Genomic DNA, 25,265 nt, shown 5'->3' on the forward strand with positions numbered 1-25,265 from the left:
TCAGATACTCAGACGCAGGGCGAGGGCAGCGAGGGTGACCAGCAGCACCGGCAAGGTCAGCACAATCCCGACCTTGAAGTAGTAACCCCAAGTGATGGTGATGCCTTTGCGCGCCAGGATATGCAACCACAGCAAAGTGGCGAGGCTGCCGATGGGGGTGATTTTCGGGCCCAGGTCGCTGCCGATGACGTTGGCGTAGATCATCGCATCCTTAACCACGCCCACGGCATGGCTGTGCTCAATGGACAACGCGCCGATCAGCACTGTGGGCAGGTTGTTCATGACTGACGACAGCAAGGCTGTCAGCACGCCGGTGCCCATGGCCGCGCCCCACACGCCGTACTCGGCAAAGGTGTCGAGCCAGGTGGCGAGGTAATCCGTGAGGCCAGCATTACGCAGGCCGTAGACCACCAGGTACATGCCCAAGGAAAAGATCACGATCTGCCACGGCGCTTCCTTCAGCACTTTGCGCGTGGAGATCTTATGGCCCTTGGCGGCGATGACCAGTAAGAGCACGGCACATACGGCGGAAATCGCACTGATGGGAATGCCCAGTGGCTCAAGCGCGAAACAGCCGACCAGCAGGATGCCCAGCACCCACCAGCCAGCGCGGAAGGTGGCACGGTCGTGGACGGCACTGGCGGGGTCGGCCAGGTCGGCGGGGTCGTAGGTTTGCGGGATGTCGCGGCGGAAGAACCACAGCAACACCGCCAGCGTGGCCGCGACGCTGACAAAGTTGACCGGAACCATCACCGCCGCATATTCGTTGAAGCCGATCTTGAAGTAGTCCGCCGAGACGATGTTCACCAGGTTCGATACCACGAGTGGCAGGCTTGCAGTGTCGGCGATAAAGCCTGCACCCATGACGAACGCCAGGGTCGCCGCCGGCGAGAAACGCAGGGCCAGCAGCATCGACATGACAATCGGAGTAAGGATCAGTGCCGCGCCGTCATTGGCGAACAGCGCCGACACCAGCGCACCGAGCAGCACCATATAGGCAAACAAGCGACGGCCGCGTCCACGGCCCCAACGCGCCACATGCAGCGCGGTCCAGGCGAAGAAACCGGCTTCATCCAGCAACAGGCTGATGATGATCAGCGCGACAAACGTGCCGGTGGCGTTCCAGATGATGTGCCATACCACGGGGATGTCCGAAAGGCTGACCGCGCCGCAGGCGAGGGCCAGGATCGCGCCCAAGGTGGCGCTCCAGCCGACGCCAAGCCCCTTGGGCTGCCAGATAACCAGGACGATGGTGGCGATAAAAATAGCAACGGCGACAAGCATGAATTAACGCTCCGGTGGCTCAGCGGCAGGTGCTGGCCCGTTGTGGTCTGCAACCATGGCGGGTTGTATGAAGGGGGTTAGGGAATATACGTATTTCCCGATATTTCAGCCAAACCTTGTTTCAATTGACGTGGATCAAACACCGACAAATCAACCACAAGTGATTGAAATTAAAATGAAACACGAATGTCCTAAAGTGCCCGCCCATTGCTGAAGAAGGAAGACCCCGCGTGACCCGTGCCACTCGTAACCTGCGCAAGACCCTGGATTCCGTCGCGGAAAATAACGAAACCGCGGCGTTTGACCTGATGCGCGCCGTCGAAAAGCTCGGCGATGAAGTGCTGCGTCAGCGCTTGCTCAATACGATTCATCGTCTGAACCAGGACGCCTACGAATTGCGTGAAGCTCGCGACTCGGTGGAGCAGGTCTCTGTAAAGCTCGCTTGAGCAAGATCGTTCAAGACAACTCCCTGATTACGCTGGCATGCTTGTCGACTGTCTGTCGATGAGCCGTCTCCATGCCTACTGCCTTACCTCATTACGCCTTCGCTCGCGGCGCCATCGCCGTTATTCCCTTGTCCCTGGCGTGTGCCCCTTGGGGGCTGCTGGCCGGCTCCATGGCCATCGATGCTCAATTCACCCCGCTGCAGGCCCAAGGCCTTTCCGCCATTGTGTTCGCCGGTGCTGCGCAACTGGTTGCCATCGGGATGGTCAAGAGTGGCGCCAGCCTGATTTCCATCGTGCTGACCACCTTGCTGCTGACGTCCCAGCATTTGCTGTACGGCATGCATATGCGCCCCACGTTGTCGGCACTTAATAACCGTTGGCGCATGAGCCTGGGGTTTCTACTGACCGATGAGTTCTTCGCACTGGTCAGCCACTATGATCGCCAGACCTTCAATCGCTGGTTTGCCTTGGGCGTCGGCCTGACGTTTTATATCGCCTGGAACCTGTTCACCCTGGCCGGCATCGTGTTGGGCAAAAGCATTCCCGGTCTTGATCAACTGGGCCTGGAATTTTCCATTGCCGCGACGTTTATCGCTCTGATCACCCCCGTTGTGCGGGATGTGCCGACCGTGGTCTGCGTTGCGGTGTCGCTGCTGTGTTCGGTGTGGCTGAGTTTCCTGCACTGGGAGTCAGCGGTGGTGGTGTCCGGCGTGCTGGGCATGAGCGCAGGGTTTGTCTGCAAGCGATTGGGAGTAGGGCAGCGATGATTTACCTGATGATTGTGGGCATGGGCCTGGTGGTATTTCTCAACCGCTACCTGTTTATCGAACCGCGCCTGCCGGTGCGCCTCAACCGTGGCGCTCGGGAGTTTCTCGGGTTTGCCGTGCCAGGTATGCTTACAGCGATTTGCGGGCCAATTATTTTTCTCGCTGACCATCAGCTCAACCTGAGTCCGGCCAATCCCTATTTGCTGGCGGGTATCAGTGCGGTCGCGTTGATGTTCTGGACGCGCAATGTGCTGCTTACGGTGCTGCTGAGCATGGCGTTGTTCTATCTGTTCCGTTGGTGGCTCTGACGCGCAGGCAAAAAAAAAGCCCGCGGGAGGGCGGGCAGAAGGGAGACTTCTAAAAATGAGCCAAGCCACTATAGATGGCACGCTCCTGCGTCACAGTGAAACAAAGTTCATCCAGGCGTCAGTCAGCTGCGCGGCAATGCTACAGTCGCGTTTTTTTCATGGAGGCGATGGCATGCACAAGGTGGTAATGGGCGCATTGGTATTGGCAGCACTGACCGGCTGCGCAGGTTCGAAGATGAACGAAGCCCGTTCGGGAGCCCCCTACAAGACTCTGGCATCGGACAAGGCCACCCTGGTGGTTGCCGAGTGCATCCAGTTTGGCTGGCAGGATGAAAGCGTGTTTGGCGTCGATGCCGGCGGCTTCAAAGAGCCGAACGGGGCGGGTGGTTTCACCGTCTACACCACCGGTGGCGATTACTTCGTCGACGTGCAAAGTGCGGGTGCCGGATCGTCCGTCAAATACTACGCCGCCGAGGATGAGATGCCTGCCAAGCGTCGTTTGGCCGCGCTGGCGACTTGTCTGTAGTCCCTTGCCTTAGTCTGTTTAGGAAACGCCCGGCGGGACAGCCGCCGGACATTCGCTTATCATTCTCACTGCTCGCCCGGCTTGATGGCTCTTTACCAGTACAAGGACGTCGAGGCCAAATTGTCGGGCGAGCATCTTTTCCCCTTATCGCGGCATGAAACCCAAGTGCCAGCGACGAGGGATCTTCAGTGACACCACTCCCAACACCCCAGCCAACACAGTGCTGACCAGCAACGCCTTCAGGCCCATCTGCTGCTCCAGCAACGCGCCGATCACGGCCCCCACAAACATGCCGCCCCACGGGATCAACTGCACCCGCCAGCCATTGCGACGCTCGCCCAGCATCCAACGCCCCAGGCCACGGCCAAAACGAGACAACGCACCCGTGACGTAGGTAAGGCCTACGGGCAAACCGTTGACCTCTTCGACGGCCGCATTAAGCATGCCCATTGCAATGATCGCTGCCAGCAACGCGGGCAAGGTATCGTCTGACGGCCACAGCGCGCCTGCGCACAACAACGCAGCAATACACAGCAGCAAAGGCAGTGCATGCCGCTTGCCAAAACGACTCACTACTACGCCCAATGCGTTGCCGACCACGAAGGTGGCGACCAGCAATAACAATCGCGCCGTCAGCCCCAAGTCCCCGGCACTGATTGCCACCGCAAGGCGCGTAGTGTTGCCGCTCATGAACGAAACGAAGTCGCCGCTGGCCATAAAACCGATGGCGTCGGTCATGCCCGCCAGCACCGAAAGACTGGCCACCAGCATCATGCCGACCCGGCCGCGCCAACGCTGTCGATGGGCAAGTGCAGCATTGACGTAAGGCTTTCGGGACGAAGGCAGCATAGGACCGGGCTCCACGGTGAGATTATCCGGCCACTACGGTAGGGCGCTTTGACCACGCATGCAATGACCTCAGACAGCTTCCAGGCGCCAGCCCTCCTGCGTCCAGTTCAAGCGGTGCGTCGGCCCGATCGCCTGCACAAACGCCTCATCATGAGACACCACCACCATCGCTCCGCTAAACCCTTGCAGCGCCTGCTCAAAAGCCCTCACTGATTCCAGGTCCAAGTGATTGGTAGGCTCGTCGAGCAGCAACAGTTGCGCGGGCACGTGGCGCCACAGGGCAATCGCCATCGCGGCTTTCAAACGTTCGCCGCCGCTGAGTTGCACCGCGGGTTGTGTCACGCGCAGGGCGTCCAGTTGCAGCAAGGCCAGGCGCGCACGCAACTCGGCTTCGGTTAGCGGTGTACCGAGCAGGTTGAGCTGTTCGATGATCGAGCGCTGGTTGTCCAGCAGGGTGAGATGCTGATCAATGTAGGCACTGGGCACGTGCACGCTGCATTGCCCCGTGACCGTTTGCCATTGGCCAGCCAACAGCTTGAGCAGCGTGGACTTGCCGCAACCGTTCGGCCCATGCACCGCGACACGTACCGGGCCTGTTAGGTGCATGTTGACGCACCTCGCGGGCAGCCACGGCAGTTGGGCATCGATTAAGGTCGCGACTGTGCGCCCGCTGGGCACCGTCGACGCCGGTAACGCGAGCAACGTTGTCGACTCATCCTGTACCCGCTCGTAAGCCTGGCGCACCTGGCTGTCCAGATCTTCTTTGCGGTGCCGATGGGCGCTGCGTACGGTGCTGACGATTTGTGTGGCTGCGCCTTTCCAGCGTGCCTTGGTGAAACGGTCAACGTTGGCGACTTGCGCCTGCTTGCGGGAGTGGGCGGCGTTGCGTTGGAGGCTGTCGTGGTCCTTTTGCAGGCGCTTGCGTTCGCGGCTGCGCTCCAGGCGTGCGTGCTCCAATGCGGCGACAGCGGCCTGCTGTTGGTTGTCTCGTTGCACGCGATAGGCATCGTAATTACCGCCATAAACCCGCACGCCGAGGGGCGACAGCTCGATGATGCGCCCCAGGCTATTGAGCAACTGCCGATCATGGCTGACCACCACCAGGCCGCCACGCCAATCAGCCAGAACCCGCAGCAGCCACGTGCGGCCTGCGCTGTCGAGGTGGTTGGTGGGCTCATCAAGCACCAGCAACTGCGGCGCAGACAACAGCGCACCGATCACCACAACCCGCGCCAGTTGGCCACCGCTGAGTTGCTCGGCAGGCGTGCTGGCACTCAGCTGTGACAACCCCGCTGTATCCAAAGCGCTGCGTAAGCGGTCGGTAAGGTCCCAGCGTTCATTGATCAATGCCAGATCTTCCACGCTGGCGGTGCCTTGGGCCATGCGCTCCAACGCCGCCAAGGCGTCTGCGATTCCCGTGAGTTGGGCGACGGTATCCCCCGGTTCGACGACAACCGCCTGTGGCACATATGCCACGTTTGGCGGGCGATCCAGCGCGCCGGAGGAGGGTGAAAGCAACCCGGCGATCAGCTTGGCGAGAACACTTTTGCCCCGGCCATTGCGCCCCACAATCCCGGTGGGCGTAAGGTCAATGGACAGCGTGAGGTCTTCCAGCAGGGTTTCGCCGTTGGCGAATTGGAAAGACAGGTGTTGCAGGGAAACCAACGCGGGCAGCCGGTTGACGTGAGTCATCAGCACCTCCAAAGCAATGTCGAACAGGCCAACAAGCACGCCAGGCGGCTCGTTGCAGGTACATTCTGGAAGGCTTAGTGGTTCACGTCGGCGGTCATCCCATAGGGCAGAAAGGAGGCAGAGCCTAACTCGCCTTGGCGAGCTGTTCAAGGAACATGGCCAGTGCGACTTCCTCAGCCTTGAGCCCTTTGCGCACCCGAGGCTTGGGTAAAGTGTGCAGTTCGCCCAGGCTGAAATGCTCCAGCACTGCCGGGTGGATATAGCACTTGCGGCACACTGCCGGTGTATTCCCCAACTGCCGGGCCACGTCCTTGACCATGGCCACCACATGCCGTTTGGCGTCGGATTCCGGCTGCCACTCCAACTCACGCAACACGGCGAGCGCCATGGCGGTGCCGGCCCAGGTGCGATAGTCCTTGGCGGTAAAGTCGGCGCCGGTGAGGCTGTGCAGGTACGCATTTACATCATGGGAACTGACGGTGCGCCGCTCGCCGTCTTCGTCCAGATACTGAAACAGATCCTGCCCGGGCAATTCCATGCAGCGCTTGACCACGTTCGCCAAGCGTCGATCCTTGACGCTGACCTGATGCTCCACGCCGCTTTTGCCGCGAAACTGGAACTGAATCTCGCTGCCCTTGACGTCCACATGGCGGTTACGCAGCGTGGTCAAACCGTAGGATTTGTTGTCGCGTGCGTACTGGGTATTGCCGACTCGAATCAAGGTGGCGTCCAGCAGCATCACCACCGTGGCCAGCACTTTTTCTCGGGTAAAACCGGGTTCGGCCAGTTGCGCTTCCAGCTGCTTGCGCAGCTTGGGCAGTGCGCTACCGAACGCTTGCAGGCGTGAGTATTTGTCGGTGTCGCGCACTTCGCGCCAGCGTGGGTGGTAGCGGTATTGCTTGCGTCCACGGGCGTCGCGTCCGGTGGCTTGCAGATGGCCACGCGGGTCGGCGCAGATCCACACGTCGGTGTAGGCGGGCGGGACGGCGAGGGCGTTCAGACGTTTGATTTCGTCCTTGTCTGTGATGCGCTCAGCCTTGGCATTGAAATACTGGAACTTGCCGCGCACATGTTTGCGGCGAATGCCGGGCTGGGTGTCGTCAACGTAATGCAGGTCGCGGGGCAGGTCGGCGGGGATCGCGGAGTCAGGCATAGCGGGTTCCTTGGCAACAAATCAGGCCGGTATGTCTGATTGACCACAGCGTTTTGCGGTCGTGCCAAATGGTTACGCCAGTACCGCGACTGCCTTGATTTGTGCCCACAGCGTCTGGCCCGGATGCAGGTGCAACTGGTCGCGGGAGAAGCGGGTGATGCGCGCCAGCAGGGGCGTGCCCTCGGCTTCCAGGCGTACAAGCACGTGGGCGCTGTTGTCTGCGGGTATTTCCTGGATGACCGTTACGGGCAAGCGGTTGAGGATGCTGCTCGGTTCCGATCCTTGCAGGCTGAGGCTGACATCTCGCGCCTGCACCTTGACCCGCAGCGCTTTGCCCACGGCCAGCGGTGCATGGGCCACGCGCATGGACAGGGCGCTGTCGGGCAGATGCAGCGTCAGCAACTGATAGTCCGCGTCATAGGCACTGACGGTGCCGTTGATCACCACGCCGGCTTCGTCGCCCCGCGCCAACGGCAGGTCGAGCCGCGCCAGGGTTTCGCCGATCGGGCCGCTGGCCAACGCCTTGCCGTCACTGAGCAGGACGATGTGGTCCGCCAAGCGCGCGACTTCATCCTGGGCATGGCTGACGTACAGCACCGGGATGTCCAGTTCGTCGTGCAAGCGTTCCAGGTACGGCAGGATTTCATTTTTTCGCTGGCTGTCGAGGGCGGCCAACGGTTCATCCATCAACAGCAGTTTCGGGCTGGTGAGCAAGGCGCGGGCGATGCCGATGCGCTGGCGTTCACCGCCGGACAAGTGCTGGGGGTTTCGCTCAAGTAGGTGACCGATCCCCAACAGCTCCGTGGCCTGGGCCATGTCCACCCGGCGCTGCTGGCGGGGAATGCGCTTGAGGCCGAACTCCAGGTTGGCCCGCACCGACAAATGCGGGAACAGGCTGGCCTCCTGAAACACATAACCCAGCGCGCGTTTATGGGGCGGCACGAACAACCCGCTGCGGCTGTCTTGCCAGACGTCATCGTTGACCTGGATAAAACCGTCGGCGGCGTGCTCCAGCCCGGCGATGCAGCGCAGACAGGTGGTCTTGCCGGAGCCGGAATGCCCGTACAGCGCGGTGACACCACGCCCTGGAAGATGGAGGTCCACCTCCAGGGCAAAGCCGGAATAGTTGAGTTGCAGGCGTACATCAATCATCGACATCAGCTCCAGCCCATCTTGGTTTCACGGCTGGAGTAGAGCGCGAGCAACACGAGGAACGCGAACACCACCATGGCGCCGGCCAACCAATGGGCCTGGGCGTATTCCATGGCTTCAACATGGTCGTAGATCTGCACCGAGACCACGCGGGTCTTGTCCGGGATATTGCCGCCGATCATCAGCACCACGCCAAACTCACCGACAGTGTGGGCAAATCCGAGGATCGAGGCAGTGATAAACCCCGGGCGCGCCAGGGGCAGGATGACCGTAAAGAATGTATCCCATGGATTGGCGCGCAAGGTCGCGGCCACTTCCAATGGGCGAGTGCCGATGGCGGAGAAGGCGTTTTGCAACGGCTGCACCACGAACGGCATGGAATAGATCACCGAACCAATGACGAGCCCGGCGAAACTGAAGGTGAGGGTGCCCAGGCCGAGCCATTGGGTGAGCTGCCCGAAGTAGCCATGGGGGCCCATGGTCAGCAGCAGGTAAAAGCCGATTACCGTGGGTGGCAACACCAGCGGCAGGGCCACTACCGCGCCGATGGGACCGCGCCACCAGGAGCGGGTGCGCGACAGCCACAGGGCAATTGGAGTGCCGATGACCAGCAGGATCACGGTGGTCAGTGACGCCAGTTTGATGGTCAACCAGATAGCGGAAAAATCGGCACTCGATAGGGGCATTTATTTGGCCAGCTCGTAACCGTAGGACTTAATGACGGCAGCGGCTTTCGGCCCTTTGAGGTACTCGACCAGCGCTTTGGCAGCGGCGCTGTCTTTGCCTTTGTTGAGGATCACCGCGTCTTGTTTGATCGGGTCGTGCATGGCTGCGGGGACAATCCACGCCGAACCGCTGGTGACTTTGCCGTCTTTATAGATCTGCGACAAGGCGACAAAACCCAGCTCTGCGTTGCCGGTGGACACGAACTGGAATGCCTGGGTGATGTTCTGGCCTTCGACGAGCTTGTCCTTGACCTTCTCGGTCAGGCCTTCTTTCGCCAGTACTTGGGTCGCGGCCAGGCCGTAAGGTGCGGCTTTTGGGTTGGCGATGGACAGGTGCTTGAAGTCGTTTTTCTTCAGGACTTCACCCTTGGCGTCCACATAGCCGTCTTTGGCCGACCACAGCGCGAGGGTGCCCACGGCGTAGGTGAAGCGCGTGCCTTTGACGGTGTCGCCTTCGCTTTCGAGTTTTTGCGGGGTGGTGTCGTCGGCGCTGAGGAACACTTCAAACGGGGCACCGTTCTTGATCTGGGTGTAGAACTGCCCGGTCGCGCCGTAGGCAGCAACCAGCTTGTGGCCGGTGTCTTTTTCGAAGTCGGCGGCAATAGCCTGGATCGGCGCGGTGAAGTTGGCGGCGACGGCCACTTGCACCTCATCAGCGTGGGCGGAGCCGAAAGAGAATGCAGCGACCAGCAAGGCAAGGCGTGAGGCGTGAATCATCATGAAGCAGCTCCTTGGGATGTACGGCTTGTTCTAGGGAGAAGGGCTAATCGCTATGTATTGGAATATATAGCGGTTAGCCATCGCCGGTACAGCGCAAACTTGCCACCGATGTCTGGGTTATTTAAGTTTGGCCAGCGTTTGCTCGGCCAGTTCGCGGGTCAGGTCGTAGGTCGTCATGTCTTTGCCAAGGCGCAGTGCCTGGCCTGACCACAGGTTGCTGAAACCCGCTTCATCCTTGGCCTTGAGGGGCATCAAAGCGCCGCCAGCACGCGGAAACGCGGGTGCTGCCGGGTTGATTGCACCCAGTTCACGCATCACCCGGTTGACGATGCCTCGCGCCGGACGGCCGGTGAACAGGTTGGTCAGCGCAGTTTCGCTGGCCTGTGCGTGACGCAGTGCGCGGTGATGGGACGCGCTGACCGTCGCTTCAGGCGTGAATAAATACGCGGTGCCGATTTGTACCGCGCTCGCCCCCAAGGCAAACGCCGCGACAATACCCCGTGCATCGCCAACACCACCGGCGGCAATCACTGGCACCTTCACGGCGTCGACGATCTGGGGTAAGAGGGCGAACAGACCTATCTGCGTGTTGAGGTCATCACTGAGGAATAATCCTCTATGCCCGCCGGCCTCACTGCCCATGGCGATAATTGCGTCGCAACCGTGCTGTTCAAGCCAAACGGCCTCTTCCACGGTGGTGGCCGACGACAACACCCGGGCGCCGGTGGCTTTTACCCGGTCCAACAAGGATGTTTCCGGCAGGCCGAAGTGGAAACTGACGACTTCGGGTCGGAATTCTTCCACTACCCGGCAGGCAGTGTCGTTGAACGGGGCGCGGTCACTGACAGGGGTAGGCGCCTCAAAGTCAGCGCCCAATTCACGGTAGTAAGGCTCCAGCAACGCCTTCCAGCGGCGATCCCGCGCTTCATCTGCTTCGGGCGGCTGGTGGCAGAAGAAGTTGACGTTGATAGGGCGGGCGCTGGCGTGGCGAATAGTGGTCAGCGCCTCGCGCAGTTGCTCGATACTCAGTGTCGCCGCAGGCATTGAGCCGAGTGCACCGGCTTGGCAGGCCGCAATGACCATTGCAGCGGTAGTAGCACCGGCCATGGGCGCCTGAATGATGGGCAGGTCGATGCCCAATAGGTCGAGAATGCGCGTGTCTGGCCAGTTGCTCATGGGGTGCGTCTCCAGCGATCGTCGGACTTTTCGCTGTTTTAGCAGGGCATCCGCCGTGCGGCCAGTCCGTTTTATTCACTGGACGACGTTGCGTTTTCGTGCGGGTTTAGTGGTCGCGTTCACGGTCGAGCAATTGCCGCTTGCGCTCAACGCCCCAGCGATAGCCGGACAGATCACCATTGCTGCGTACCACGCGGTGACACGGAATCGCGACCGCCAAACGGTTAGCGCCGCAGGCCTGGGCTACAGCCCGGAACGACTTGGGCGCGCCAATGCGCTCGGCAATTTGCCCATAGCTCGCGGTGTCGCCTACCGGTATATCGCGCAACGCCTGCCAGACCCGTTGCTGGAATGCGGTGCCGCGCAGGTCCAACGGCAAATCCAGCCCGAGGGCGGGTGCCTCGATGAAACCTACGACGTGTGCGATCAGCTGTTCGAAGTTGTGGTCGGCTCCCACCAGGTCAGCGTTGGGAAACTGGTCTTGCAGGTCACGCACCAGTTGGTCCGGCTCATCCCCCAGCAGGATCGCGCACACACCGCGGCTGCTCTGGGCCACCAGAATCGAACCCAGTGAACATTCTCCGACCGCAAACAGGATTGCACTGTTGGTGCCGCCGGCCTTGTAGTCACTGGGTTTCATCCCCAGCAACTGGTCGGCTGATTCATAAAAGCGGCTATTAGAGTTGAAGCCAGCGTCGTACAAGGCATCGGTCACCGTCTGTTTTGCCTTGAGTCCGTTGCGCACTTTTTGTGAGCGATGTGCGCTGGCGTAGCCCTTCGGCGTCAAGCCGGTGACGGCTTTGAAGATCCGATGGAAATGGAAAGGGCTCAGCCCGGCGAGGGTGGCGAGGGTGTTGAGGTTGGGTGGGATTTCTGCCTGCTCGATATGGCGGCAGGCGTCGGCCACCCGTTGTGCGTCTTGCGCGGCCCGTTGAGTCTGATCACCGGCGGCGCGTTTGCTGGGACGATAACCGGCTGCTTCGGCCTGCGCGGGTGTGTCGAAGAATTCGATATTTTCCGGGCGCGGCAAGCGCGAGACGCTGCTGGGACGGCAATACACGCCGGTGGTTTTCACACCGTAGACGAACAGCGTGTCGGCCTTGGAATCACGGGCGAGTATCGCCGCCCAGCGCGGATCTTGTTCGGTAGTCATGTTCGGCACTCTTGACGGATCCCGGCCAGATTAGCCGTGCCGCGCCGGTCAGGCACTCCGAAGCTTGCGCTCAAATTAGCCAGCGGTGCGAAAAGTCAGGTTGATGCGTTGCGGGCCCATGATCGGGTGCACGCCTTCCTTGATCGGCATCACACCATGAAAACGCAGGCGATCAACGCCGCCCCAGACAACCACGTCGCCATGGAACAGCGAGACCTTTTGGGTTTTGTCACTGCGCTGGTGTCCACCAAAAAGGAAAATCGCCGGTAACCCCAGCGAAACCGACACCACGGGCGCGCTGTACTGACGTTCATTCTTGTCTTGATGCAGCGACATTTTGGCGCCTGGTACGTAGCGGTTGATCAGGCAAGCGTCGGGCGCGAAGTCGATAAACCCGGCGTCTGCCGCCGCCAGGACGGCAAGTTGTCGCAAAGCATCGGGCAGTGCCGGCCACGGTTGTTGACTGCGCGGATCAAGCGGGCTGTAGCGGTAACCGCTGGTGTCGGTGGTCCAACCCAGGGCGCCGCAACTGCTCAGCGCCGCGGACATGGTGAAACCACCAGGGGTGACCATTTGCCGAAACGGGGATTGAGCCAGCACGCGCCGCAACTCGGGCAGAAGCCGCTCCATCCACGGCAGGGCGAAGCCCCGTAATACGTAGGACTGTTCACCAATTTGCTCGCGCCCTGCGGGTTGTTGCAAGGCGTCATCGGCGAAAAGGTCGGCTGTGGGGCCGGGCATGTTCTTACAGCGCCTTGCTCACGTTGATGTCGGTGATCACATCACTGGCATCATGGATTTTCGCCAAAGCCTGCAAGGCCTCTTCCACGCTGTTGGTCGTCAGTTGGGCGAACTCAAAGCGGCGTTCGCCGTTGAGTTTGTACTTGATTACGTATTTGGTGGTGGTCACGGTGATTTCCTGTGGCGTGTTCGAATCAGCTCAGCTTGGTGCTGGTGCGACGTACAATGCGAATCTTGTGGGACAGCGCGGGTTTGCGCGTAACGCTGATGGCGCGGCGGGTCACTACATCCAGGGTAATGTTCCAAAATCCGGTGCTGGGAGCAGTGATCTTGGCGGGAAACTTGTCGAACGCGCCGCCGTGGTAAGTGTGACGGCCGCCATTTTTAAAGCTGCGAAAATTCGCATCGCTCATCAGGCGGATATTGCAAGTCTGCGAGCATTCGATGACGACGATATCTCCCTCATTGAGGTGCTCGCGCTGGTGAATGAATTTCATGAGGGTGTCTCCAGAAGGGCTTTTTCTGAAAAATCAGAACGATACGTAGGTTAAGATGGAGTTTATCAGCCCCAGCGCGTTTATTATCGGCCTGTCTTCAACGTCGTCGACAATTTAAAACAGTTATTTACCGAGTAATCAGGGATAAATCCTACGTGGGCGGGAGAAAATTACCATCCCGGCTGTCGTAGGGTCTTTAAGTGGAGATTTTGTATGAAGTGGAGTGTGTTGGTTCTGGCCTTGGCGATAGGTGGGTGTGCTTCGGTTGCAGATATCAAGCAGACCCCACCGACGCTGGCGGTCATTTCGGGGAAGAAACCTCAGGAATACGCCGCGTGTGTGGTTCGGAAACTATCTACTACCCGCCGGCCGCCCCAGATCGAGCCGCATAAGGACGGTGGCGTGCAGGTGATCGTTCCACAGAAGTTCTCGGCCGATCCTTCGGCGATTTTCGAAATTGACGAGCGTTCCAGTGGTAGCAGCATCAAGCTGTACGAGAGCATGTCCAACGTGCCGATCCGCCCGGGCGACGTAAAGAAGGCCGGGGAAGAATGCATTTCTGGCTGATGCCGTTGTGGAAAAATCAGATATGAAGCGTGAACACGTCCAAGCCCGGCAGGCCGAGGGGCAAATCTCGGCGACCCATGTCATCCAGAATCCTGCCGACCTTGGCGAATGGATCGTGTTCTTCAAGAAAAGCGGGGGGCGCAGTTATTTCCTGGTCGATGATCAGGATGAGGTCGAATCCTTTGCCAGCCTTGATGAGCTGACCGAGATCCTAAGGGAGCTGGGCATCAAATTTGCCGAGATCCACTTGTAGCCTGCAGTTACTTGCAGACCACCACCACACTGCGGTTTTTAAAATTGCCGACGTCCTGGCCCAAGGTCTTGTCGCTTTCCTTCAAGGATGGCGTGCCCTCTGTGCCAACGATGCGATAGCCGGTGCCTGCGCAGGAGGCGTCGGCTTTTTCGTAGCAACTGGCCCAAGAGTTGGCTTCGCCGGAGCAGTCGATAGTCAGGCCTTGCTCGCCGTTTTTGAGGTAGACATCGGAAGTGGTGGTGCAGCCGGCAAGCGCCAGTACCGCAGTCAGTGCCAGAAGTTTGTTCATGTGTGTTCGTCGTCGAGGGTGTGGGAAGGGCGCTGACACTGTCGTGGGGCGTTTTCGGCAGATTATAGCTAACTGCCATCTAGGTACAGAAAAACACAAAAAAGCCCCTTGGATCGGGGCTTTTTGCGCAGGCCTGCAGGCTTACTTGGTCTTCGGTCGTTTGCTCGACGCGTGGCCAGCTTCATCCACAAACACTTCGGCTACGGCAATCGCCATGCTCTCGGTCTCGAAAACGCCCGCGACGCTGTCGCCGTGGAAGTTGATCAGGTGCCAGCCGTCTGCTCGCTTGGTGATCAGGTAGCCGTTCACGCCTTTGGGTTCTGACATCTATTAACAATCTCGTGGTCTGGTTCAAGGTCATCATGATAGCGCCAAATGCCGAGCAGCCGCGCAAGTTATTCCAAGGCAGTGTTCCGGCCTTGAAAGCGTGCTAAAAGGGTTTACGCTCTTTTAAACAGGGGCGCGGGGGCATTTTTTGCCGTGGCGGTGCAAACGTTCTTCGTAAGATAAGTGGAACTTACGCCGACATTTTTTCTCTATGTTGACATCGCAACGCCAGCAGGACCCATTGTAAGGTGACTGCGGCGTGATTAGACTGCGCCGAATTCCGTACGCACAGCCCTTTGTAAGGACTTATATGATCAAGAAATGCTTGTTCCCAGCAGCCGGTTACGGCACTCGCTTCTTGCCAGCGACCAAGGCCATGCCTAAAGAGATGCTGCCGGTGGTAAACAAGCCACTGATTCAGTACGGCGTCGAAGAGGCATTGGATGCCGGTCTGAACGAAATCTCCATCGTTACCGGTCGTGGTAAACGCGCCCTGGAAGACCACTTCGACATCAGCTACGAGCTGGAAAACCAAATCAAGGGCACCGACAAGGAAAAATACCTGGTCGGTATCCGCAAGCTGCTGGACGAGTGCTCGTTCTCTTACACCCGTCAGACCCAGATGAAAGGCCTTGGCCACGCCATCCTGACCGGTCGCCCGCTGATCGGTGACGAACCGTTCGCCGTGGTGCTCGCGGACGACCTGTGTGTGAACCTAGAAGGCGACGGCGTACTGACCCAAATGGTCAAGCTGTACCAGAAATACCGTTGCACCATCGTTGCGGTTCAAGAAGTTGATCCTCAAGAGACCAACAAGTACGGCGTGATCGCCGGTGACGACATTGGTGATGGCCTGATCCGCGTACGCGACATGGTTGAGAAGCCGGCGCCTGAAGATGCACCGTCGAATCTGGCGATCATCGGTCGTTACATCCTGACTCCGGACATCTTCAAGCTGATCGAAGAAACCGAGCCAGGCAAGGGTGGTGAAATCCAAATCACCGACGCCCTGTTGAAGCAGGCCAAAGACGGTTGCGTGATCGCGTACAAGTTCAAGGGTCGTCGTTTTGACTGCGGTGGCGCCGAAGGCTACATCGAAGCAACCAACTTCTGCTACGAGCACTTCTACAAGACTGGCAAGGCTTACTGATTCACGCTTGCCCGCTGCTAAAAAGCCACCTTCGGGTGGCTTTTTCGTTTTTCAGCCCCATGTAAGTCGGTATGCTGATGTCCTGCCGAGGAGAGTGAAATGGCCTACGATTTTGATCTGTATGTAATTGGCGCCGGTTCCGGCGGTGTTCGTGCGGCGCGCTTTGCTGCGGGCTTTGGCGCCAAGGTAGCCGTGGCGGAAAGCCGTTATTTGGGCGGAACCTGCGTTAACGTGGGCTGCGTACCTAAGAAACTGTTGGTGTACGGCGCGCATTTTGCCGAAGACTTCGAGCAGGCCAGTGGCTTTGGCTGGTCCCTTGGGGAGGCGAATTTTGATTGGGCGACGCTGATCGCCAACAAGGATCGCGAGATCAACCGCCTCAATGGCATCTACCGCAACTTGCTGGTCAACAGTGGCGTGACCCTGCATGAAGGGCATGCGCGCTTGGTTGATCCGCATCAAGTGGAGATCAATGGCGAGCGTTTCACCGCCAAACACATCCTGATCGCAACTGGCGGCTGGCCGCAGATTCCGGATATTCCAGGGCGTGAGCACGCCATCGGCTCCAACGAGGCGTTCTTCCTTAAAGAGCTGCCCAAGCGCGTGCTGGTCGTGGGTGGTGGTTATATCGCCGTTGAGTTCGCGGGTATTTTCCATGGGCTGGGTGCTAAGACGTCGCTGCTGTATCGCGGCGATCTGTTCCTGCGTGGTTTTGATGGTGCGGTGCGCAAGCACCTGCAGGAAGAGCTGACCAAGCGTGGCCTGGACCTGCAATTCAATGCCGATATCGAACGCATTGAAAAACAAGCCGACGGTAGCCTTAAGGCCACCCTGAAGGATGGTCGTGTACTGGAAGCCGATTGCGTCTTCTACGCCACGGGCCGGCGTCCGATGCTGGATAACCTGGGGCTGGAAAACACAGGCGTCACGTTGGATGAGCGTGGCTTTGTTCAGGTCAATGACCTGTACGAAACTACCGAAGCATCAATTCTGGCTATCGGTGATGTGATCGGTCGCGTGCAGCTGACGCCGGTGGCGCTGGCTGAAGGCATGGCTGTGGCGCGTCGCCTCTTCAAGCCTGAGCAATATCGCCCGGTGGATTACTCAATGATCCCGACGGCGGTATTCAGCTTGCCGAATATCGGCACTGTCGGCTTGACGGAAGAAGAGGCGAAAAAGAACGGCCATAAGGTGCAGATCTTCGAAAGCCGTTTCCGGCCAATGAAGTTGACCCTGACGGATTGCCAGGAGAAAACCCTGATGAAATTGGTGGTTGATGCCGACACCGACAAGGTGCTGGGTTGCCATATGGTCGGCCCGGACGCCGGTGAGATCGTCCAGGGCCTTGCGATTGCGCTCAAGGCCGGCGCCACCAAGCGTCACTTCGATGAAACCATCGGCGTGCACCCTACGGCGGCGGAAGAGTTCGTCACCATGCGCACGCCTGTGGCGGACTGATCAGGCTTTAGGCGTTGCCTCTGGCGCCGTTGCAACGACGGCCGCCAGTCGCAATGCCTCGATACTGGCCTGAGCCTTGATAAGGTCCAGTTCCAGGGTCTTGTTGGCGTGCTGGTGTTCGGTCAGCGCTTCCTGGCGCGACTGGCTTTCCAGCACGGCTACCCGCAGACGCTCTTGAAGCAGGGCGCGCTCGCTATCTATCTGGCTCATCTGTTCGCTCAGCTTCGCCTGCTGCGCTTGATCTTTGCGGGTTTGCTCCTGCAGCGTCGTCAATTCCTTCGCCGTCACCCGATGCTCGATCAGTAGGCGCTCGTTGTCGCGATGCAGTTGAGTGATCTCATCCTGGCGCACCATAGCGCTTTGTTGGGCCTGGCGCAGTTCCGCCTGTACCTGCTGCAGCTGGCCTTCATGGCGCCGCTGCTCCTGCTCGCGTTGCTCCTTGATCGCATTGCGGTAGTGCTCCAGCGCGTCGCGGGCGTGAAGGTGCTTTTCTTCCAGTGAGCGAATCTGTTCGTCCTTATCGCTAATCCTCAGCTCGTAATCACTGCACGCCTGGCTAAGCCCTGCATTACGGGTTTGCTCGGTCTGAAGACTGGTACTGGCTGTTTGCAGCGCAGCGCTTTCTTCTGCCAGCGCCGCGGCCTGAATATCGAATTGCTGCTTGAGTTGGCCGTGGGCCTCTTGAAGCGCGTCTAGCTCGGCAAGCAGGGCAGCTTTCTGCTGTTCGAACTGCGCCAAGGCCAGGTCAATCGGCTCTTGAGCCTTCTCTTTTAAGCGCTGAGCCAGTCGCGAAACCAGTTCACCCAGTTCGTCGTCAATCGGCGCTTCGGTGATGGTTAGGCGACTTTCGCTGTCGTCCAGCTCCTTCAGGTAGCGATGGATAGTGGTTTTCGAACCGGTATTGCCCATTTCGATGCGTACTGCGTCGATGCTTGGGTTCTCGCCGCGGGCAAGGATCGCCAGGCGTGCCGTTTGAACTACTGCTTTGTTTATGCCGCCGCGAGCCATGGGGTCTCCGTCGATTTAGTATTGTGGTACATGGTATGTATATACGTACTATATTACGAATATAAAGTCCTAAAAAATCAAGCTTTCTCAGATGGGATATTGGCGTATTATCCCGCGTCATAAGCGCTTCACGCGCAGAAACGCATGCCCGCAGTACGAATAGGCCTCCCATGAGCGATCTTGATCGTTATCTCAACGCTGCCACCCGCGACAACACACGCCGTAGCTACCGCGCGGCGATTGAGCACTTTGAAGTCAGCTGGGGCGGGTTTCTGCCGGCCACCAGTGACAGCGTGGCGCGCTATCTGGCGGCCCATGCGGGCGTGCTTGCGGTTAACACCCTGAAGCTGAGGCTGTCGGCGCTTGCGCAATGGCACACCAGCCAGGGGTTCCCCGACCCGACCAAAGCTCCCGTGGTGCGCAAGGTGCTCAAGGGGATTCGCGCCGTGCACCCTGCGCAGGAGAAGCAGGCCGAGCCATTGCAGCTCAAGCATTTGGAGCAGGTGGTTGCATCGCTTGACGCTGAAGCGCAAGAGGCAGCCCACGCACACGATCAGCCGCGCCTGCTCCGTGCCAAGCGCGACACCGCGTTAATCCTGCTCGGCTTCTGGCGTGGCTTTCGTAGCGATGAATTGTGTCGACTGAGCATTGAACATGTTCAGGCCACACCCGGAACCGGCATCAGCCTGTACCTTCCGCGCAGCAAAAGTGACCGCGACAACCTCGGCAAGACCTATCACACGCCTGCGCTGCTGCGCCTGTGCCCCGTTCAGGCCTACAGCGAATGGCTCAGCGCAGCGGCGCTGGTGCGTGGTCCGGTATTCCGGGGCATCGACCGTTGGGGCAACCTGGGCGAGGAGGGCTTGCACCCCAATAGCGTGATCCCGTTGTTGCGTCAGGCGCTGGAGCGCGCAGGCATCGCCGCCGAGCAGTACACCAGCCATTCCTTGCGTCGGGGCTTTGCCACCTGGGCCCATCGCAGCGGCTGGGATTTGAAGTCGTTGATGAGTTATGTCGGCTGGAACGACATGAAATCCGCCATGCGCTATGTTGAAGCGACGCCCTTTCTCGGCATGACATTGGCGACTCAACCGCTGCTTTGAGATTTCTTCTATTAATACAGTCTCCTGATAGGGAAAACCAATCGTCAGCATCAGGTTTGCCAATGAGCCAGCGTCGGAAAGAGTGGGTAGGATTCACCCCATCAACTTCTTAACCCCTGACGGAGAGTCAACGATGCCTATCATCAACAGCCAAGTAAAACCGTTCAAAGCTACCGCGTTCAAAAACGGCAACTTCGTAGACGTGTCTGATGCTGACCTGAAAGGTAAGTGGTCGGTGTTCTTCTTCTACCCAGCCGACTTCACCTTCGTTTGCCCAACCGAGCTGGAAGACCTGGCTGACAACCACGCCGAATTCCAGAAACTGGGCGTCGAAATCTACAGCGTTTCCACCGACACCCATTTTGCCCACGCTGCCTGGCACAACACCTCGCCAGCCATCGGCAAGATCCAGTACACCATGATCGGCGACCCAACCCTGACCATCTCCCGCAACTTCGACGTGCTGATCGAAGAAGCTGGCCTGGCAGATCGCGGTACGTTCGTGATCAACCCAGAAGGTCAGATCAAGATCGTTGAACTGAACGACGGCGGTGTTGGCCGTGACGCTTCCGAGCTGCTGCGCAAAATCAAAGCTGCCCAGTACGTCGCTGCCCACCCAGGCGAAGTGTGCCCAGCCAAGTGGAAAGAAGGCGAGGCCACCTTGGCTCCGTCCCTGGACCTGGTCGGCAAGATCTAAGTCTATGAAGCATCAAGGGCGGGTTTCCGCACCTACCAAGTAAGCTGCAACCGCCCTCAAAAACGCCCGGGCGAGATTCGCTCGGGCGTTTTTTTATACCCAGAATTAAAGGAAATCGCCCGTATGTTGGACGCCAATCTTAAAGCTCAGTTGAAGTCATACCTGGAACGGGTCACCCAGCCGATCGAGATCGTCGCCTCCCTCGATGACGGCGCGAAATCCCAGGAAATGCTTGCCCTTCTGCAGGACGTAACCAGCCTCACCACGCTGATCGCCCTGAAAAACGATGGCGATGACGCGCGCAAACCGTCGTTCTCCATCAACCGCCCAGGTGCCGATATCAGCCTGCGTTTCGCCGGCATCCCTATGGGCCATGAATTTACTTCGCTGGTGTTGGCCCTGCTGCAAGTCGGTGGCCACCCGTCGAAGGCCAGTGTCGAAGTGATTGAACAGATTGGCGCCCTTAAAGGTGAGTTCAGCTTCGAGACTTACTTCTCGCTGTCATGCCAGAACTGCCCGGACGTGGTCCAGGCGCTGAACCTGATGGCCGTTCTCAACCCGAACATCCGTCACGTCGCCATCGACGGTGCGCTGTTCCAGGCTGAAGTCGACGAACGCCAGATCATGGCGGTGCCAAGTGTGTACCTCAATGGCGTGAACTTCGGCCAGGGCCGCATGGGCCTGGAAGAAATTCTCGCCAAGCTCGACACCAGCGGTATTGAAAAAGCCGCCGAAAAAATCAGCGCCAAAGACGCCTTTGACGTACTCGTCGTCGGCGGTGGTCCAGCCGGTTCAGCGGCCGCGATCTATGCTGCGCGTAAAGGCATCCGCACCGGTGTTGCCGCCGAGCGTTTTGGTGGTCAGGTGCTGGACACCATGTCCATCGAGAACTTCATCTCGGTACAGGAAACCGAGGGGCCGAAACTGGCCAGCGCACTGGAGGCTCATGTGCGTCAGTACGACGTGGATATCATGAACCTACAACGTGCCAGCAGCCTGGTCCCGGCGAAAAACCCTGGTGACTTGCACGAGATTCGTTTTGAAAGCGGCGCGACGCTCAAGTCCAAGACCGTGATTTTGGCCACCGGCGCCCGCTGGCGTGAAATGGGCGTGCCGGGCGAGCAGGAATACAAAGCCAAAGGCGTATGCTTCTGCCCGCATTGCGATGGTCCGTTGTTCAAAGGCAAGCGTGTGGCAGTGATCGGCGGCGGTAACTCCGGCGTGGAAGCAGCCATCGACTTGGCGGGCATCGTGAGCCACGTAACCTTGCTGGAGTTCGATAGCAAGCTGCGCGCCGATGCGGTGTTGCAGCGCAAGCTGTACAGCCTGCCGAATGTTGACGTGATCACCAGTGCGCTGACCAGTGAAGTCAAAGGCGATGGCCAGAAAGTCACGGGCCTGGCATACAAGGATCGTGACAGCGGCGAGTTCAAGACCATCGACCTGGAAGGTATCTTCGTGCAGATCGGCCTGCTGCCTAATACCGACTGGCTCAAAGGCACCGTAGAGTTGACCCCGCGTGGCGAAATCATCGTTGATGCGCGTGGCGAAACTTCACTGCCCGGTGTGTTTGCCGCGGGTGACGTGACTACCGTGCCGTACAAGCAGATCGTGATTGCAGTAGGCGAGGGCGCCAAGGCTTCCCTGAGTGCTTTTGATCACCTGATCCGCACCTCCGCGCCAGCGTAACTACCCAGCTGCAAATGAAAAACCCCATGATCACTCATGGGGTTTTTTCGTTACAGCGGCGTGGGCTGGATAATCTCAACCCAGTACGCATCCGGGTCCTTGATGAACGCCAGGCTCTTCATGCGGCCATCGGTCAGGCGCTTCTGGAAATCGCAGCCCAGGGCTTCGAAGCGTTCACACGCCGCGACGATATCCGGCACCGCGATGCAGATATGGCCAAAACCACGCGGGTCGGTGTTGCCGTTGTGGTAGGCGAATTCGGCGTCGTTTTCGGTGCCGTGGTTGTGGGTCAGTTCCAGGATGCCAGGGATCGACTTCATCCACTGGGTGCGCGCGGCGGCGTCGGCCGGGATCTGGGATTTGTCCACCAGGGCCAGGAAATAGAGGCTGAATTCAGCCTCGGGGAAATCACGCTTTTCAACCAGCGAAAAACCCAGTACGCGGGTGTAGAAGTCCAGGGACTTGGTGATGTCCTTGACCCGCAACATGGTGTGGTTGAACACGAAGTTCGTGGTGGCGGTGTCAGGTTGGGCGGTGACGCCCGGGAAAGTGTTCAGTTCGTGCAGGCTCATGGGCCCTCCAGAAAAAAATGGGGCAAACGCGGCTCCAGGTGAGAGGAGCGTTCCCTTGGCTTGCGGCTGGCATCCGTGCAGCCGGGCCATGATACGCAAGGCCCGCCTGCTGCGCCAAATGAAAAAGGTCACGTGGGTCTTGCGATCAGCGGGTAGCGGGCCTCACACTTTGTCGCTTGAACCTTGGGTATCTTTCGCATGACCGAACGTCGTAAACCGCTGTTGAGTGCTGTATGCCTGCTGTTGGCCAGTCCTTTCGTTTCGGCGGCGGATCCGGAAATCCACTGGCCCAGCGGCTGGCAAGTCGAGGAGGTGGTGCGTGATGGTGAAACGCCGGCAACGCCACAGCCGGTTTCGCGTCAGCGTGCAATCAAGAACGATGAAAACGGCATCACACTGATGGTGATGGAGTTGACGGCAACGCCGACTGAGGCGGGCCATAACGTTAATCTTCAGGGTGTATTGCTGGAAATGCGCAAGTCCATCCAGAAAGATTTTGCCCAGAGCGGTTACCAAAGTGTCTGCAGCAAAATGCACTCGACAACATTGAGTCGGCTTGAGGCCATGGAAACTACCTGTGTGATTACCGAGAATGGACGGCACGTGCTTTCACAAACATTGGTGGGAGCTGTTGATACCGATAAAGCGTATGTTTTCTCATACGCGGGTCAAGCCGATGCTTACGAGGCGAGTAAGGATGAAGTCCGTTCGGTGCGTGACAGCCTAAAACTTTAAGTGCGTGTTGCGCGTCGAATTTGAACAAAATGAAATGTTATTTAAGTTCGGTTTCGAACCCTTGAATAAAAAAGCCCCGCTGACGCGGGGCTCTTTATTAGTGCGGTGTAATCAGCCGCGAAGCCAGGAATCTACAGTGGCGGCGCCATACTGTTCTTTCCATGCTTTGAGGCCGCGGTGGTTGCCGCCTTTGGTTTCGATAAGCTCGCCGGTGTGCGGGTTGTGGTAGACCTTGACCACGCGTGCACGGCGTTGTTTTGGTGCGTTGGCAGCAGCAGCGCTGGTCTTGCCCGGGTTTGGATCAAGGATCAGGATGATGTCACGCAGGCCTTTGCCGTAGGTTTTCATCAGCCCTTGAAGTTTTTCTTCGAATTCGATTTCTTTCTTCAGGCCAGCATCATTCTTCAGGGATTCCAGCTGGGCAAGCTGCTCTTGAAGGGCTTTTTCTGCTGCGCGAAATTCGGCGAGTCTGGACAAAATCTGTACTCCAATAGTGTTGTTGGCTGATATCAACTGCAGACAAAGCTATTAGCCAATAGCGTTAAGGCGACTCAAAGAGGACGTCGTCCTGCGAGTTCTGCACAGGCAAGAAAAATTGTAGTAGTTAATCCGCTACGAGTAAATCATGTCTTTTGTCTTACTAACATTATTTCAACGCCGCTAATACGTGGCTAATCAATGGCTGGTCAGGTTTTTAATGAATTCATCGCTGGGTAGTGGCTTTCCAAACAGATAGCCTTGCAGGAAATCCACGCCGTGAGCAGCCAGGTATTCGCATTGTTCGGCCGTTTCCACACCTTCAGCAACGACACCCAGGTCCAGTTTGCCGGACAACTCTATGATGCTGTCCAGGATATGCCTCGACAGTGCGTCTGCACCGATCATGGCGACAAAACTCTGGTCGATCTTCAAGTAGTCCACATTGAAGTTGCGCAAGTAACCCAAGCTTGAGTGGCCGGTACCAAAGTCATCGATGGCAATCATGACGCCCAGTTGGTGCAAGGCGTCGAACAGCTGACGGGTGATATCGGTGGGCTCGATCAGCTCGCGCTCGGTCAACTCCAGCACCAAGGTCACCTGGCCCGGTATGAAGGCGGCGAGAAACTCACGGCAATCGTCCACCAGCGTCAGGTCGAGGCAATGGCGGGCGGTGATATTCACGCCGATGTGGAACCCCGGGCAAAACCGTGCCGCATGGGGAGCCAGTTGTACGGCGGTCTGGCGCAGCAGGGCGCGGGTCATCGGCACGATCAGGCCGGAATGTTCGGCCAGCGGGATAAATAGATCAGGCCGTACCAAGCCTTCCTTGGGATGCTGCCAGCGCATGAGCACTTCACAGCCGGCCCATTCGCGGGTGTCGCCGCGCACCACCGGCTGAAAATACGGAATGAACTCATCGGCGCCCAACGCCCGTCGCAGTTCATGGGTCGGTGCCGAGGAGCGTTTTTGCAGCCAATGCGCGAGCAGGCCTGTCATTGCGCCAAAGAACACCACCAGGCTGAACATTGCACGATAGCGCGCCTGCATGTAACGCCAGACCTCGCCGTCCGGCATGCCGGCGTCGACGCTGTAACCATAGCGTTGCGAGGCCAAGTGATGATGGGCTACGGCAAATTTCGGCACTTCCGTGTTATGAACACTGCCGTCGGCAGCTAGCCAGTTGGGCCCCACTTGCAGGACCAACTGTGCATAGCGGCTGATCAGGCGCAAGGCGTTGGTCAGGTGATAACCGTCAATTGAAGCAAACGCGCCTTGGTCTCCGTCGACCAGTCGGTACACCAGCAGTGCAGTGTCCGGCGTCACCGGGTTGCCATTCATCAACCAAAGCCGACCGTCCACATAGTCGTCGGGGTTTACGGGCGACTCATAGTTGCTGCCGAACAGTGAGCTGCAATAGATATTCTTCTGCCAGGACAAGGTCGTGGCGCGCACGAACGGGCGCCTTGTGACCTGCTCGCGCAACGCCAATTGGGTGCCGTTATCGCAGGGCTGGCCTGCCAGCGGCAGCAGGGCCTGGGCGGCGAGGGCGGTGTTATCGAGCATCAGGTCGAACTGGCGCACCGCTTCCTCGGCGGTTTGCGCTGTGCTTTGCTCAAGGGTTCTTTCTGCTTGCCAATACAGGATGGCCAAGCCGAGCAGGATCGGCAGCAGACCGCAGAGGGCGCTGATCGAGTAGCGGACGATTGGCTCTCGCGGGCCTTTGACGGTGAGGGGCATGAGTTGTGCGG

General features: G+C 58.8%; 30 protein-coding genes. 12 read left to right on the forward strand and 18 right to left on the reverse strand.

Annotation, left to right across the window (positions count from 1 at the left end):
- Nucleotides 1–1,284, reverse strand: coding sequence for an arsenic transporter (locus CKW32_RS09450; protein ID WP_095184711.1), 1,284 nt, complete (start codon nucleotides 1,282–1,284; stop codon nucleotides 1–3).
- Nucleotides 1,285–1,514: 230 nt separating this feature from the next.
- Here CKW32_RS09450 and CKW32_RS09455 point away from each other — a divergent pair, with 230 nt between their 5' ends.
- The 4 genes from CKW32_RS09455 (at nucleotide 1,515) to CKW32_RS09470 (ending at nucleotide 3,331) form a co-directional block, all read left to right on the forward strand.
- Nucleotides 1,515–1,730, forward strand: a complete 216-nt coding sequence (locus CKW32_RS09455; protein WP_003191339.1) for a hypothetical protein — start codon at nucleotides 1,515–1,517, stop codon at nucleotides 1,728–1,730.
- Nucleotides 1,731–1,801: 71 nt separating this feature from the next.
- A complete protein-coding gene (locus tag CKW32_RS09460; protein ID WP_095184712.1) occupies nucleotides 1,802–2,497 on the forward strand; it encodes an AzlC family ABC transporter permease in 696 nt (231 codons plus the stop codon).
- The gene (locus tag CKW32_RS09465) at nucleotides 2,494–2,805 is read left to right on the forward strand and encodes an AzlD domain-containing protein (RefSeq protein ID WP_095184713.1); all 312 of its coding nucleotides are present in this window, start codon (nucleotides 2,494–2,496) and stop codon (nucleotides 2,803–2,805) included. The genes CKW32_RS09460 and CKW32_RS09465 overlap by 4 nt, the downstream gene beginning before the upstream one ends.
- Before the next feature lie 172 nt (nucleotides 2,806–2,977).
- Entirely contained in the window at nucleotides 2,978–3,331 is a 354-nt protein-coding gene (locus CKW32_RS09470) for a hypothetical protein (RefSeq protein ID WP_095184714.1), read from the forward strand.
- A gap of 144 nt (nucleotides 3,332–3,475) precedes the next feature.
- On the opposite strand, the gene CKW32_RS09475 is transcribed toward CKW32_RS09470, so the two are convergent.
- The 11 genes from CKW32_RS09475 to CKW32_RS09525 form a co-directional block, all read right to left on the reverse strand.
- Complete coding sequence (locus tag CKW32_RS09475; RefSeq protein WP_095184715.1) at nucleotides 3,476–4,180, reverse strand: YoaK family protein; 705 nt, start codon at nucleotides 4,178–4,180, stop codon at nucleotides 3,476–3,478.
- 69 nt (nucleotides 4,181–4,249) lie between these two features.
- Nucleotides 4,250–5,872 (reverse strand): ABC-F family ATP-binding cassette domain-containing protein, encoded by a 1,623-nt coding sequence (locus tag CKW32_RS09480; protein ID WP_095185021.1) that lies wholly within the window; start codon nucleotides 5,870–5,872, stop codon nucleotides 4,250–4,252.
- Between the two features lie 124 nt (nucleotides 5,873–5,996).
- Nucleotides 5,997–7,025: a DNA topoisomerase IB gene (locus CKW32_RS09485; RefSeq protein ID WP_032885714.1), complete on the reverse strand. Its 1,029-nt coding sequence runs from the start codon at nucleotides 7,023–7,025 to the stop codon at nucleotides 5,997–5,999.
- Nucleotides 7,026–7,097: 72 nt separating this feature from the next.
- The gene (modC, locus tag CKW32_RS09490; protein WP_095185022.1) at nucleotides 7,098–8,177 is read right to left on the reverse strand and encodes a molybdenum ABC transporter ATP-binding protein; all 1,080 of its coding nucleotides are present in this window, start codon (nucleotides 8,175–8,177) and stop codon (nucleotides 7,098–7,100) included.
- 5 nt (nucleotides 8,178–8,182) lie between these two features.
- Nucleotides 8,183–8,863, reverse strand: a complete 681-nt coding sequence (gene modB / locus CKW32_RS09495) for a molybdate ABC transporter permease subunit (protein ID WP_095184716.1) — start codon at nucleotides 8,861–8,863, stop codon at nucleotides 8,183–8,185.
- The gene (gene modA, locus CKW32_RS09500; protein ID WP_095184717.1) at nucleotides 8,864–9,622 is read right to left on the reverse strand and encodes a molybdate ABC transporter substrate-binding protein; all 759 of its coding nucleotides are present in this window, start codon (nucleotides 9,620–9,622) and stop codon (nucleotides 8,864–8,866) included. It abuts the gene before it with no gap.
- A gap of 117 nt (nucleotides 9,623–9,739) precedes the next feature.
- Nucleotides 9,740–10,798, reverse strand: a complete 1,059-nt coding sequence (locus tag CKW32_RS09505; RefSeq protein WP_095184718.1) for a nitronate monooxygenase family protein — start codon at nucleotides 10,796–10,798, stop codon at nucleotides 9,740–9,742.
- Between the two features lie 106 nt (nucleotides 10,799–10,904).
- The gene (gene ada / locus CKW32_RS09510) at nucleotides 10,905–11,951 is read right to left on the reverse strand and encodes a bifunctional DNA-binding transcriptional regulator/O6-methylguanine-DNA methyltransferase Ada (protein WP_095184719.1); all 1,047 of its coding nucleotides are present in this window, start codon (nucleotides 11,949–11,951) and stop codon (nucleotides 10,905–10,907) included.
- Nucleotides 11,952–12,026: 75 nt separating this feature from the next.
- Nucleotides 12,027–12,692, reverse strand: a complete 666-nt coding sequence (gene alkB, locus CKW32_RS09515; RefSeq protein ID WP_095184720.1) for a DNA oxidative demethylase AlkB — start codon at nucleotides 12,690–12,692, stop codon at nucleotides 12,027–12,029.
- 4 nt (nucleotides 12,693–12,696) lie between these two features.
- Nucleotides 12,697–12,861 (reverse strand): hypothetical protein, encoded by a 165-nt coding sequence (locus CKW32_RS28290; RefSeq protein ID WP_095184721.1) that lies wholly within the window; start codon nucleotides 12,859–12,861, stop codon nucleotides 12,697–12,699.
- 25 nt (nucleotides 12,862–12,886) lie between these two features.
- Nucleotides 12,887–13,189: a DUF1883 domain-containing protein gene (locus CKW32_RS09525; RefSeq protein ID WP_003173824.1), complete on the reverse strand. Its 303-nt coding sequence runs from the start codon at nucleotides 13,187–13,189 to the stop codon at nucleotides 12,887–12,889.
- A gap of 213 nt (nucleotides 13,190–13,402) precedes the next feature.
- Here CKW32_RS09525 and CKW32_RS09530 point away from each other — a divergent pair, with 213 nt between their 5' ends.
- Nucleotides 13,403–13,756 (forward strand): hypothetical protein, encoded by a 354-nt coding sequence (locus CKW32_RS09530; protein WP_032885707.1) that lies wholly within the window; start codon nucleotides 13,403–13,405, stop codon nucleotides 13,754–13,756.
- Between the two features lie 22 nt (nucleotides 13,757–13,778).
- Nucleotides 13,779–14,009, forward strand: coding sequence for a hypothetical protein (locus CKW32_RS09535; RefSeq protein WP_095184722.1), 231 nt, complete (start codon nucleotides 13,779–13,781; stop codon nucleotides 14,007–14,009).
- 7 nt (nucleotides 14,010–14,016) lie between these two features.
- Here the strand turns inward: CKW32_RS09535 and CKW32_RS09540 are convergent, their stop codons facing one another.
- Nucleotides 14,017–14,298, reverse strand: a complete 282-nt coding sequence (locus tag CKW32_RS09540) for a hypothetical protein (protein ID WP_032885705.1) — start codon at nucleotides 14,296–14,298, stop codon at nucleotides 14,017–14,019.
- 141 nt (nucleotides 14,299–14,439) lie between these two features.
- The gene (locus tag CKW32_RS09545) at nucleotides 14,440–14,625 is read right to left on the reverse strand and encodes a hypothetical protein (RefSeq protein ID WP_003191311.1); all 186 of its coding nucleotides are present in this window, start codon (nucleotides 14,623–14,625) and stop codon (nucleotides 14,440–14,442) included.
- 310 nt (nucleotides 14,626–14,935) lie between these two features.
- Here CKW32_RS09545 and galU point away from each other — a divergent pair, with 310 nt between their 5' ends.
- Both galU and gorA read left to right on the forward strand, forming a co-directional pair.
- On the forward strand, nucleotides 14,936–15,775 hold the full coding sequence (gene galU / locus CKW32_RS09550) for a UTP--glucose-1-phosphate uridylyltransferase GalU (RefSeq protein WP_003212579.1): 840 nt from the start codon (nucleotides 14,936–14,938) through the stop codon (nucleotides 15,773–15,775).
- 99 nt (nucleotides 15,776–15,874) lie between these two features.
- Nucleotides 15,875–17,233, forward strand: a complete 1,359-nt coding sequence (gene gorA, locus CKW32_RS09555) for a glutathione-disulfide reductase (RefSeq protein ID WP_095184723.1) — start codon at nucleotides 15,875–15,877, stop codon at nucleotides 17,231–17,233.
- On the opposite strand, the gene CKW32_RS09560 is transcribed toward gorA, so the two are convergent.
- Complete coding sequence (locus CKW32_RS09560; RefSeq protein WP_095184724.1) at nucleotides 17,234–18,241, reverse strand: DNA-binding protein; 1,008 nt, start codon at nucleotides 18,239–18,241, stop codon at nucleotides 17,234–17,236.
- A gap of 170 nt (nucleotides 18,242–18,411) precedes the next feature.
- Here CKW32_RS09560 and CKW32_RS09565 point away from each other — a divergent pair, with 170 nt between their 5' ends.
- From CKW32_RS09565 to ahpF, 3 genes are all read left to right on the forward strand, one after another.
- Entirely contained in the window at nucleotides 18,412–19,344 is a 933-nt protein-coding gene (locus CKW32_RS09565) for a site-specific integrase (RefSeq protein WP_095184725.1), read from the forward strand.
- Nucleotides 19,345–19,477: 133 nt separating this feature from the next.
- Entirely contained in the window at nucleotides 19,478–20,041 is a 564-nt protein-coding gene (ahpC, locus tag CKW32_RS09570) for an alkyl hydroperoxide reductase subunit C (RefSeq protein ID WP_032885701.1), read from the forward strand.
- Nucleotides 20,042–20,164: 123 nt separating this feature from the next.
- Complete coding sequence (gene ahpF, locus CKW32_RS09575; protein ID WP_095184726.1) at nucleotides 20,165–21,730, forward strand: alkyl hydroperoxide reductase subunit F; 1,566 nt, start codon at nucleotides 20,165–20,167, stop codon at nucleotides 21,728–21,730.
- A 50-nt stretch (nucleotides 21,731–21,780) separates the two neighbouring features.
- Here the strand turns inward: ahpF and gloA are convergent, their stop codons facing one another.
- Nucleotides 21,781–22,302 carry a lactoylglutathione lyase gene (gene gloA / locus CKW32_RS09580; protein ID WP_095184727.1) on the reverse strand — a complete coding sequence of 174 codons (522 nt, stop codon included), beginning with the start codon at nucleotides 22,300–22,302 and terminating at the stop codon, nucleotides 21,781–21,783.
- A 198-nt stretch (nucleotides 22,303–22,500) separates the two neighbouring features.
- Between gloA and CKW32_RS09585 the strand changes: the two genes are divergently transcribed.
- The gene (locus CKW32_RS09585; protein WP_095184728.1) at nucleotides 22,501–23,037 is read left to right on the forward strand and encodes a DUF4946 domain-containing protein; all 537 of its coding nucleotides are present in this window, start codon (nucleotides 22,501–22,503) and stop codon (nucleotides 23,035–23,037) included.
- 111 nt (nucleotides 23,038–23,148) lie between these two features.
- On the opposite strand, the gene CKW32_RS09590 is transcribed toward CKW32_RS09585, so the two are convergent.
- A complete protein-coding gene (locus CKW32_RS09590; protein ID WP_095184729.1) occupies nucleotides 23,149–23,514 on the reverse strand; it encodes a histone-like nucleoid-structuring protein, MvaT/MvaU family in 366 nt (121 codons plus the stop codon).
- Nucleotides 23,515–23,712: 198 nt separating this feature from the next.
- Nucleotides 23,713–25,254 carry an EAL domain-containing protein gene (locus tag CKW32_RS09595; protein ID WP_095184730.1) on the reverse strand — a complete coding sequence of 514 codons (1,542 nt, stop codon included), beginning with the start codon at nucleotides 25,252–25,254 and terminating at the stop codon, nucleotides 23,713–23,715.
- Between the last annotated feature and the right edge of the window lie 11 nt (nucleotides 25,255–25,265).

Source organism: Pseudomonas sp. Irchel 3H9 (assembly GCF_900187495.1).
Taxonomy (GTDB): domain Bacteria; phylum Pseudomonadota; class Gammaproteobacteria; order Pseudomonadales; family Pseudomonadaceae; genus Aquipseudomonas; species Aquipseudomonas sivasensis.

Excerpts from the sequence above, each read along its gene's own strand:
- CKW32_RS09450 (WP_095184711.1), bottom strand. The coding sequence starts at position 1,284 with ATGCTTGTCGCCGTTGCTATTTTTATCGCCACCATCGTCCTGGTTATC.
- CKW32_RS09460 (WP_095184712.1), top strand. The coding sequence starts at position 1,802 with ATGCCTACTGCCTTACCTCATTACGCCTTCGCTCGCGGCGCCATCGCC.
- CKW32_RS09465 (WP_095184713.1), top strand. The coding sequence starts at position 2,494 with ATGATTTACCTGATGATTGTGGGCATGGGCCTGGTGGTATTTCTCAAC.
- CKW32_RS09470 (WP_095184714.1), top strand. The coding sequence starts at position 2,978 with ATGCACAAGGTGGTAATGGGCGCATTGGTATTGGCAGCACTGACCGGC.
- CKW32_RS09475 (WP_095184715.1), bottom strand. The coding sequence starts at position 4,180 with ATGCTGCCTTCGTCCCGAAAGCCTTACGTCAATGCTGCACTTGCCCAT.
- CKW32_RS09480 (WP_095185021.1), bottom strand. The coding sequence starts at position 5,872 with ATGACTCACGTCAACCGGCTGCCCGCGTTGGTTTCCCTGCAACACCTG.
- CKW32_RS09485 (WP_032885714.1), bottom strand. The coding sequence starts at position 7,025 with ATGCCTGACTCCGCGATCCCCGCCGACCTGCCCCGCGACCTGCATTAC.
- modC (WP_095185022.1), bottom strand. The coding sequence starts at position 8,177 with ATGATTGATGTACGCCTGCAACTCAACTATTCCGGCTTTGCCCTGGAG.
- modB (WP_095184716.1), bottom strand. The coding sequence starts at position 8,863 with ATGCCCCTATCGAGTGCCGATTTTTCCGCTATCTGGTTGACCATCAAA.
- modA (WP_095184717.1), bottom strand. The coding sequence starts at position 9,622 with ATGATGATTCACGCCTCACGCCTTGCCTTGCTGGTCGCTGCATTCTCT.
- CKW32_RS09505 (WP_095184718.1), bottom strand. The coding sequence starts at position 10,798 with ATGAGCAACTGGCCAGACACGCGCATTCTCGACCTATTGGGCATCGAC.
- ada (WP_095184719.1), bottom strand. The coding sequence starts at position 11,951 with ATGACTACCGAACAAGATCCGCGCTGGGCGGCGATACTCGCCCGTGAT.
- alkB (WP_095184720.1), bottom strand. The coding sequence starts at position 12,692 with ATGCCCGGCCCCACAGCCGACCTTTTCGCCGATGACGCCTTGCAACAA.
- CKW32_RS09525 (WP_003173824.1), bottom strand. The coding sequence starts at position 13,189 with ATGAAATTCATTCACCAGCGCGAGCACCTCAATGAGGGAGATATCGTC.
- CKW32_RS09530 (WP_032885707.1), top strand. The coding sequence starts at position 13,403 with ATGAAGTGGAGTGTGTTGGTTCTGGCCTTGGCGATAGGTGGGTGTGCT.
- CKW32_RS09535 (WP_095184722.1), top strand. The coding sequence starts at position 13,779 with ATGAAGCGTGAACACGTCCAAGCCCGGCAGGCCGAGGGGCAAATCTCG.
- CKW32_RS09540 (WP_032885705.1), bottom strand. The coding sequence starts at position 14,298 with ATGAACAAACTTCTGGCACTGACTGCGGTACTGGCGCTTGCCGGCTGC.
- CKW32_RS09545 (WP_003191311.1), bottom strand. The coding sequence starts at position 14,625 with ATGTCAGAACCCAAAGGCGTGAACGGCTACCTGATCACCAAGCGAGCA.
- galU (WP_003212579.1), top strand. The coding sequence starts at position 14,936 with ATGATCAAGAAATGCTTGTTCCCAGCAGCCGGTTACGGCACTCGCTTC.
- gorA (WP_095184723.1), top strand. The coding sequence starts at position 15,875 with ATGGCCTACGATTTTGATCTGTATGTAATTGGCGCCGGTTCCGGCGGT.
- CKW32_RS09560 (WP_095184724.1), bottom strand. The coding sequence starts at position 18,241 with ATGGCTCGCGGCGGCATAAACAAAGCAGTAGTTCAAACGGCACGCCTG.
- CKW32_RS09565 (WP_095184725.1), top strand. The coding sequence starts at position 18,412 with ATGAGCGATCTTGATCGTTATCTCAACGCTGCCACCCGCGACAACACA.
- ahpC (WP_032885701.1), top strand. The coding sequence starts at position 19,478 with ATGCCTATCATCAACAGCCAAGTAAAACCGTTCAAAGCTACCGCGTTC.
- ahpF (WP_095184726.1), top strand. The coding sequence starts at position 20,165 with ATGTTGGACGCCAATCTTAAAGCTCAGTTGAAGTCATACCTGGAACGG.
- gloA (WP_095184727.1), bottom strand. The coding sequence starts at position 22,302 with ATGAGCCTGCACGAACTGAACACTTTCCCGGGCGTCACCGCCCAACCT.
- CKW32_RS09585 (WP_095184728.1), top strand. The coding sequence starts at position 22,501 with ATGACCGAACGTCGTAAACCGCTGTTGAGTGCTGTATGCCTGCTGTTG.
- CKW32_RS09595 (WP_095184730.1), bottom strand. The coding sequence starts at position 25,254 with ATGCCCCTCACCGTCAAAGGCCCGCGAGAGCCAATCGTCCGCTACTCG.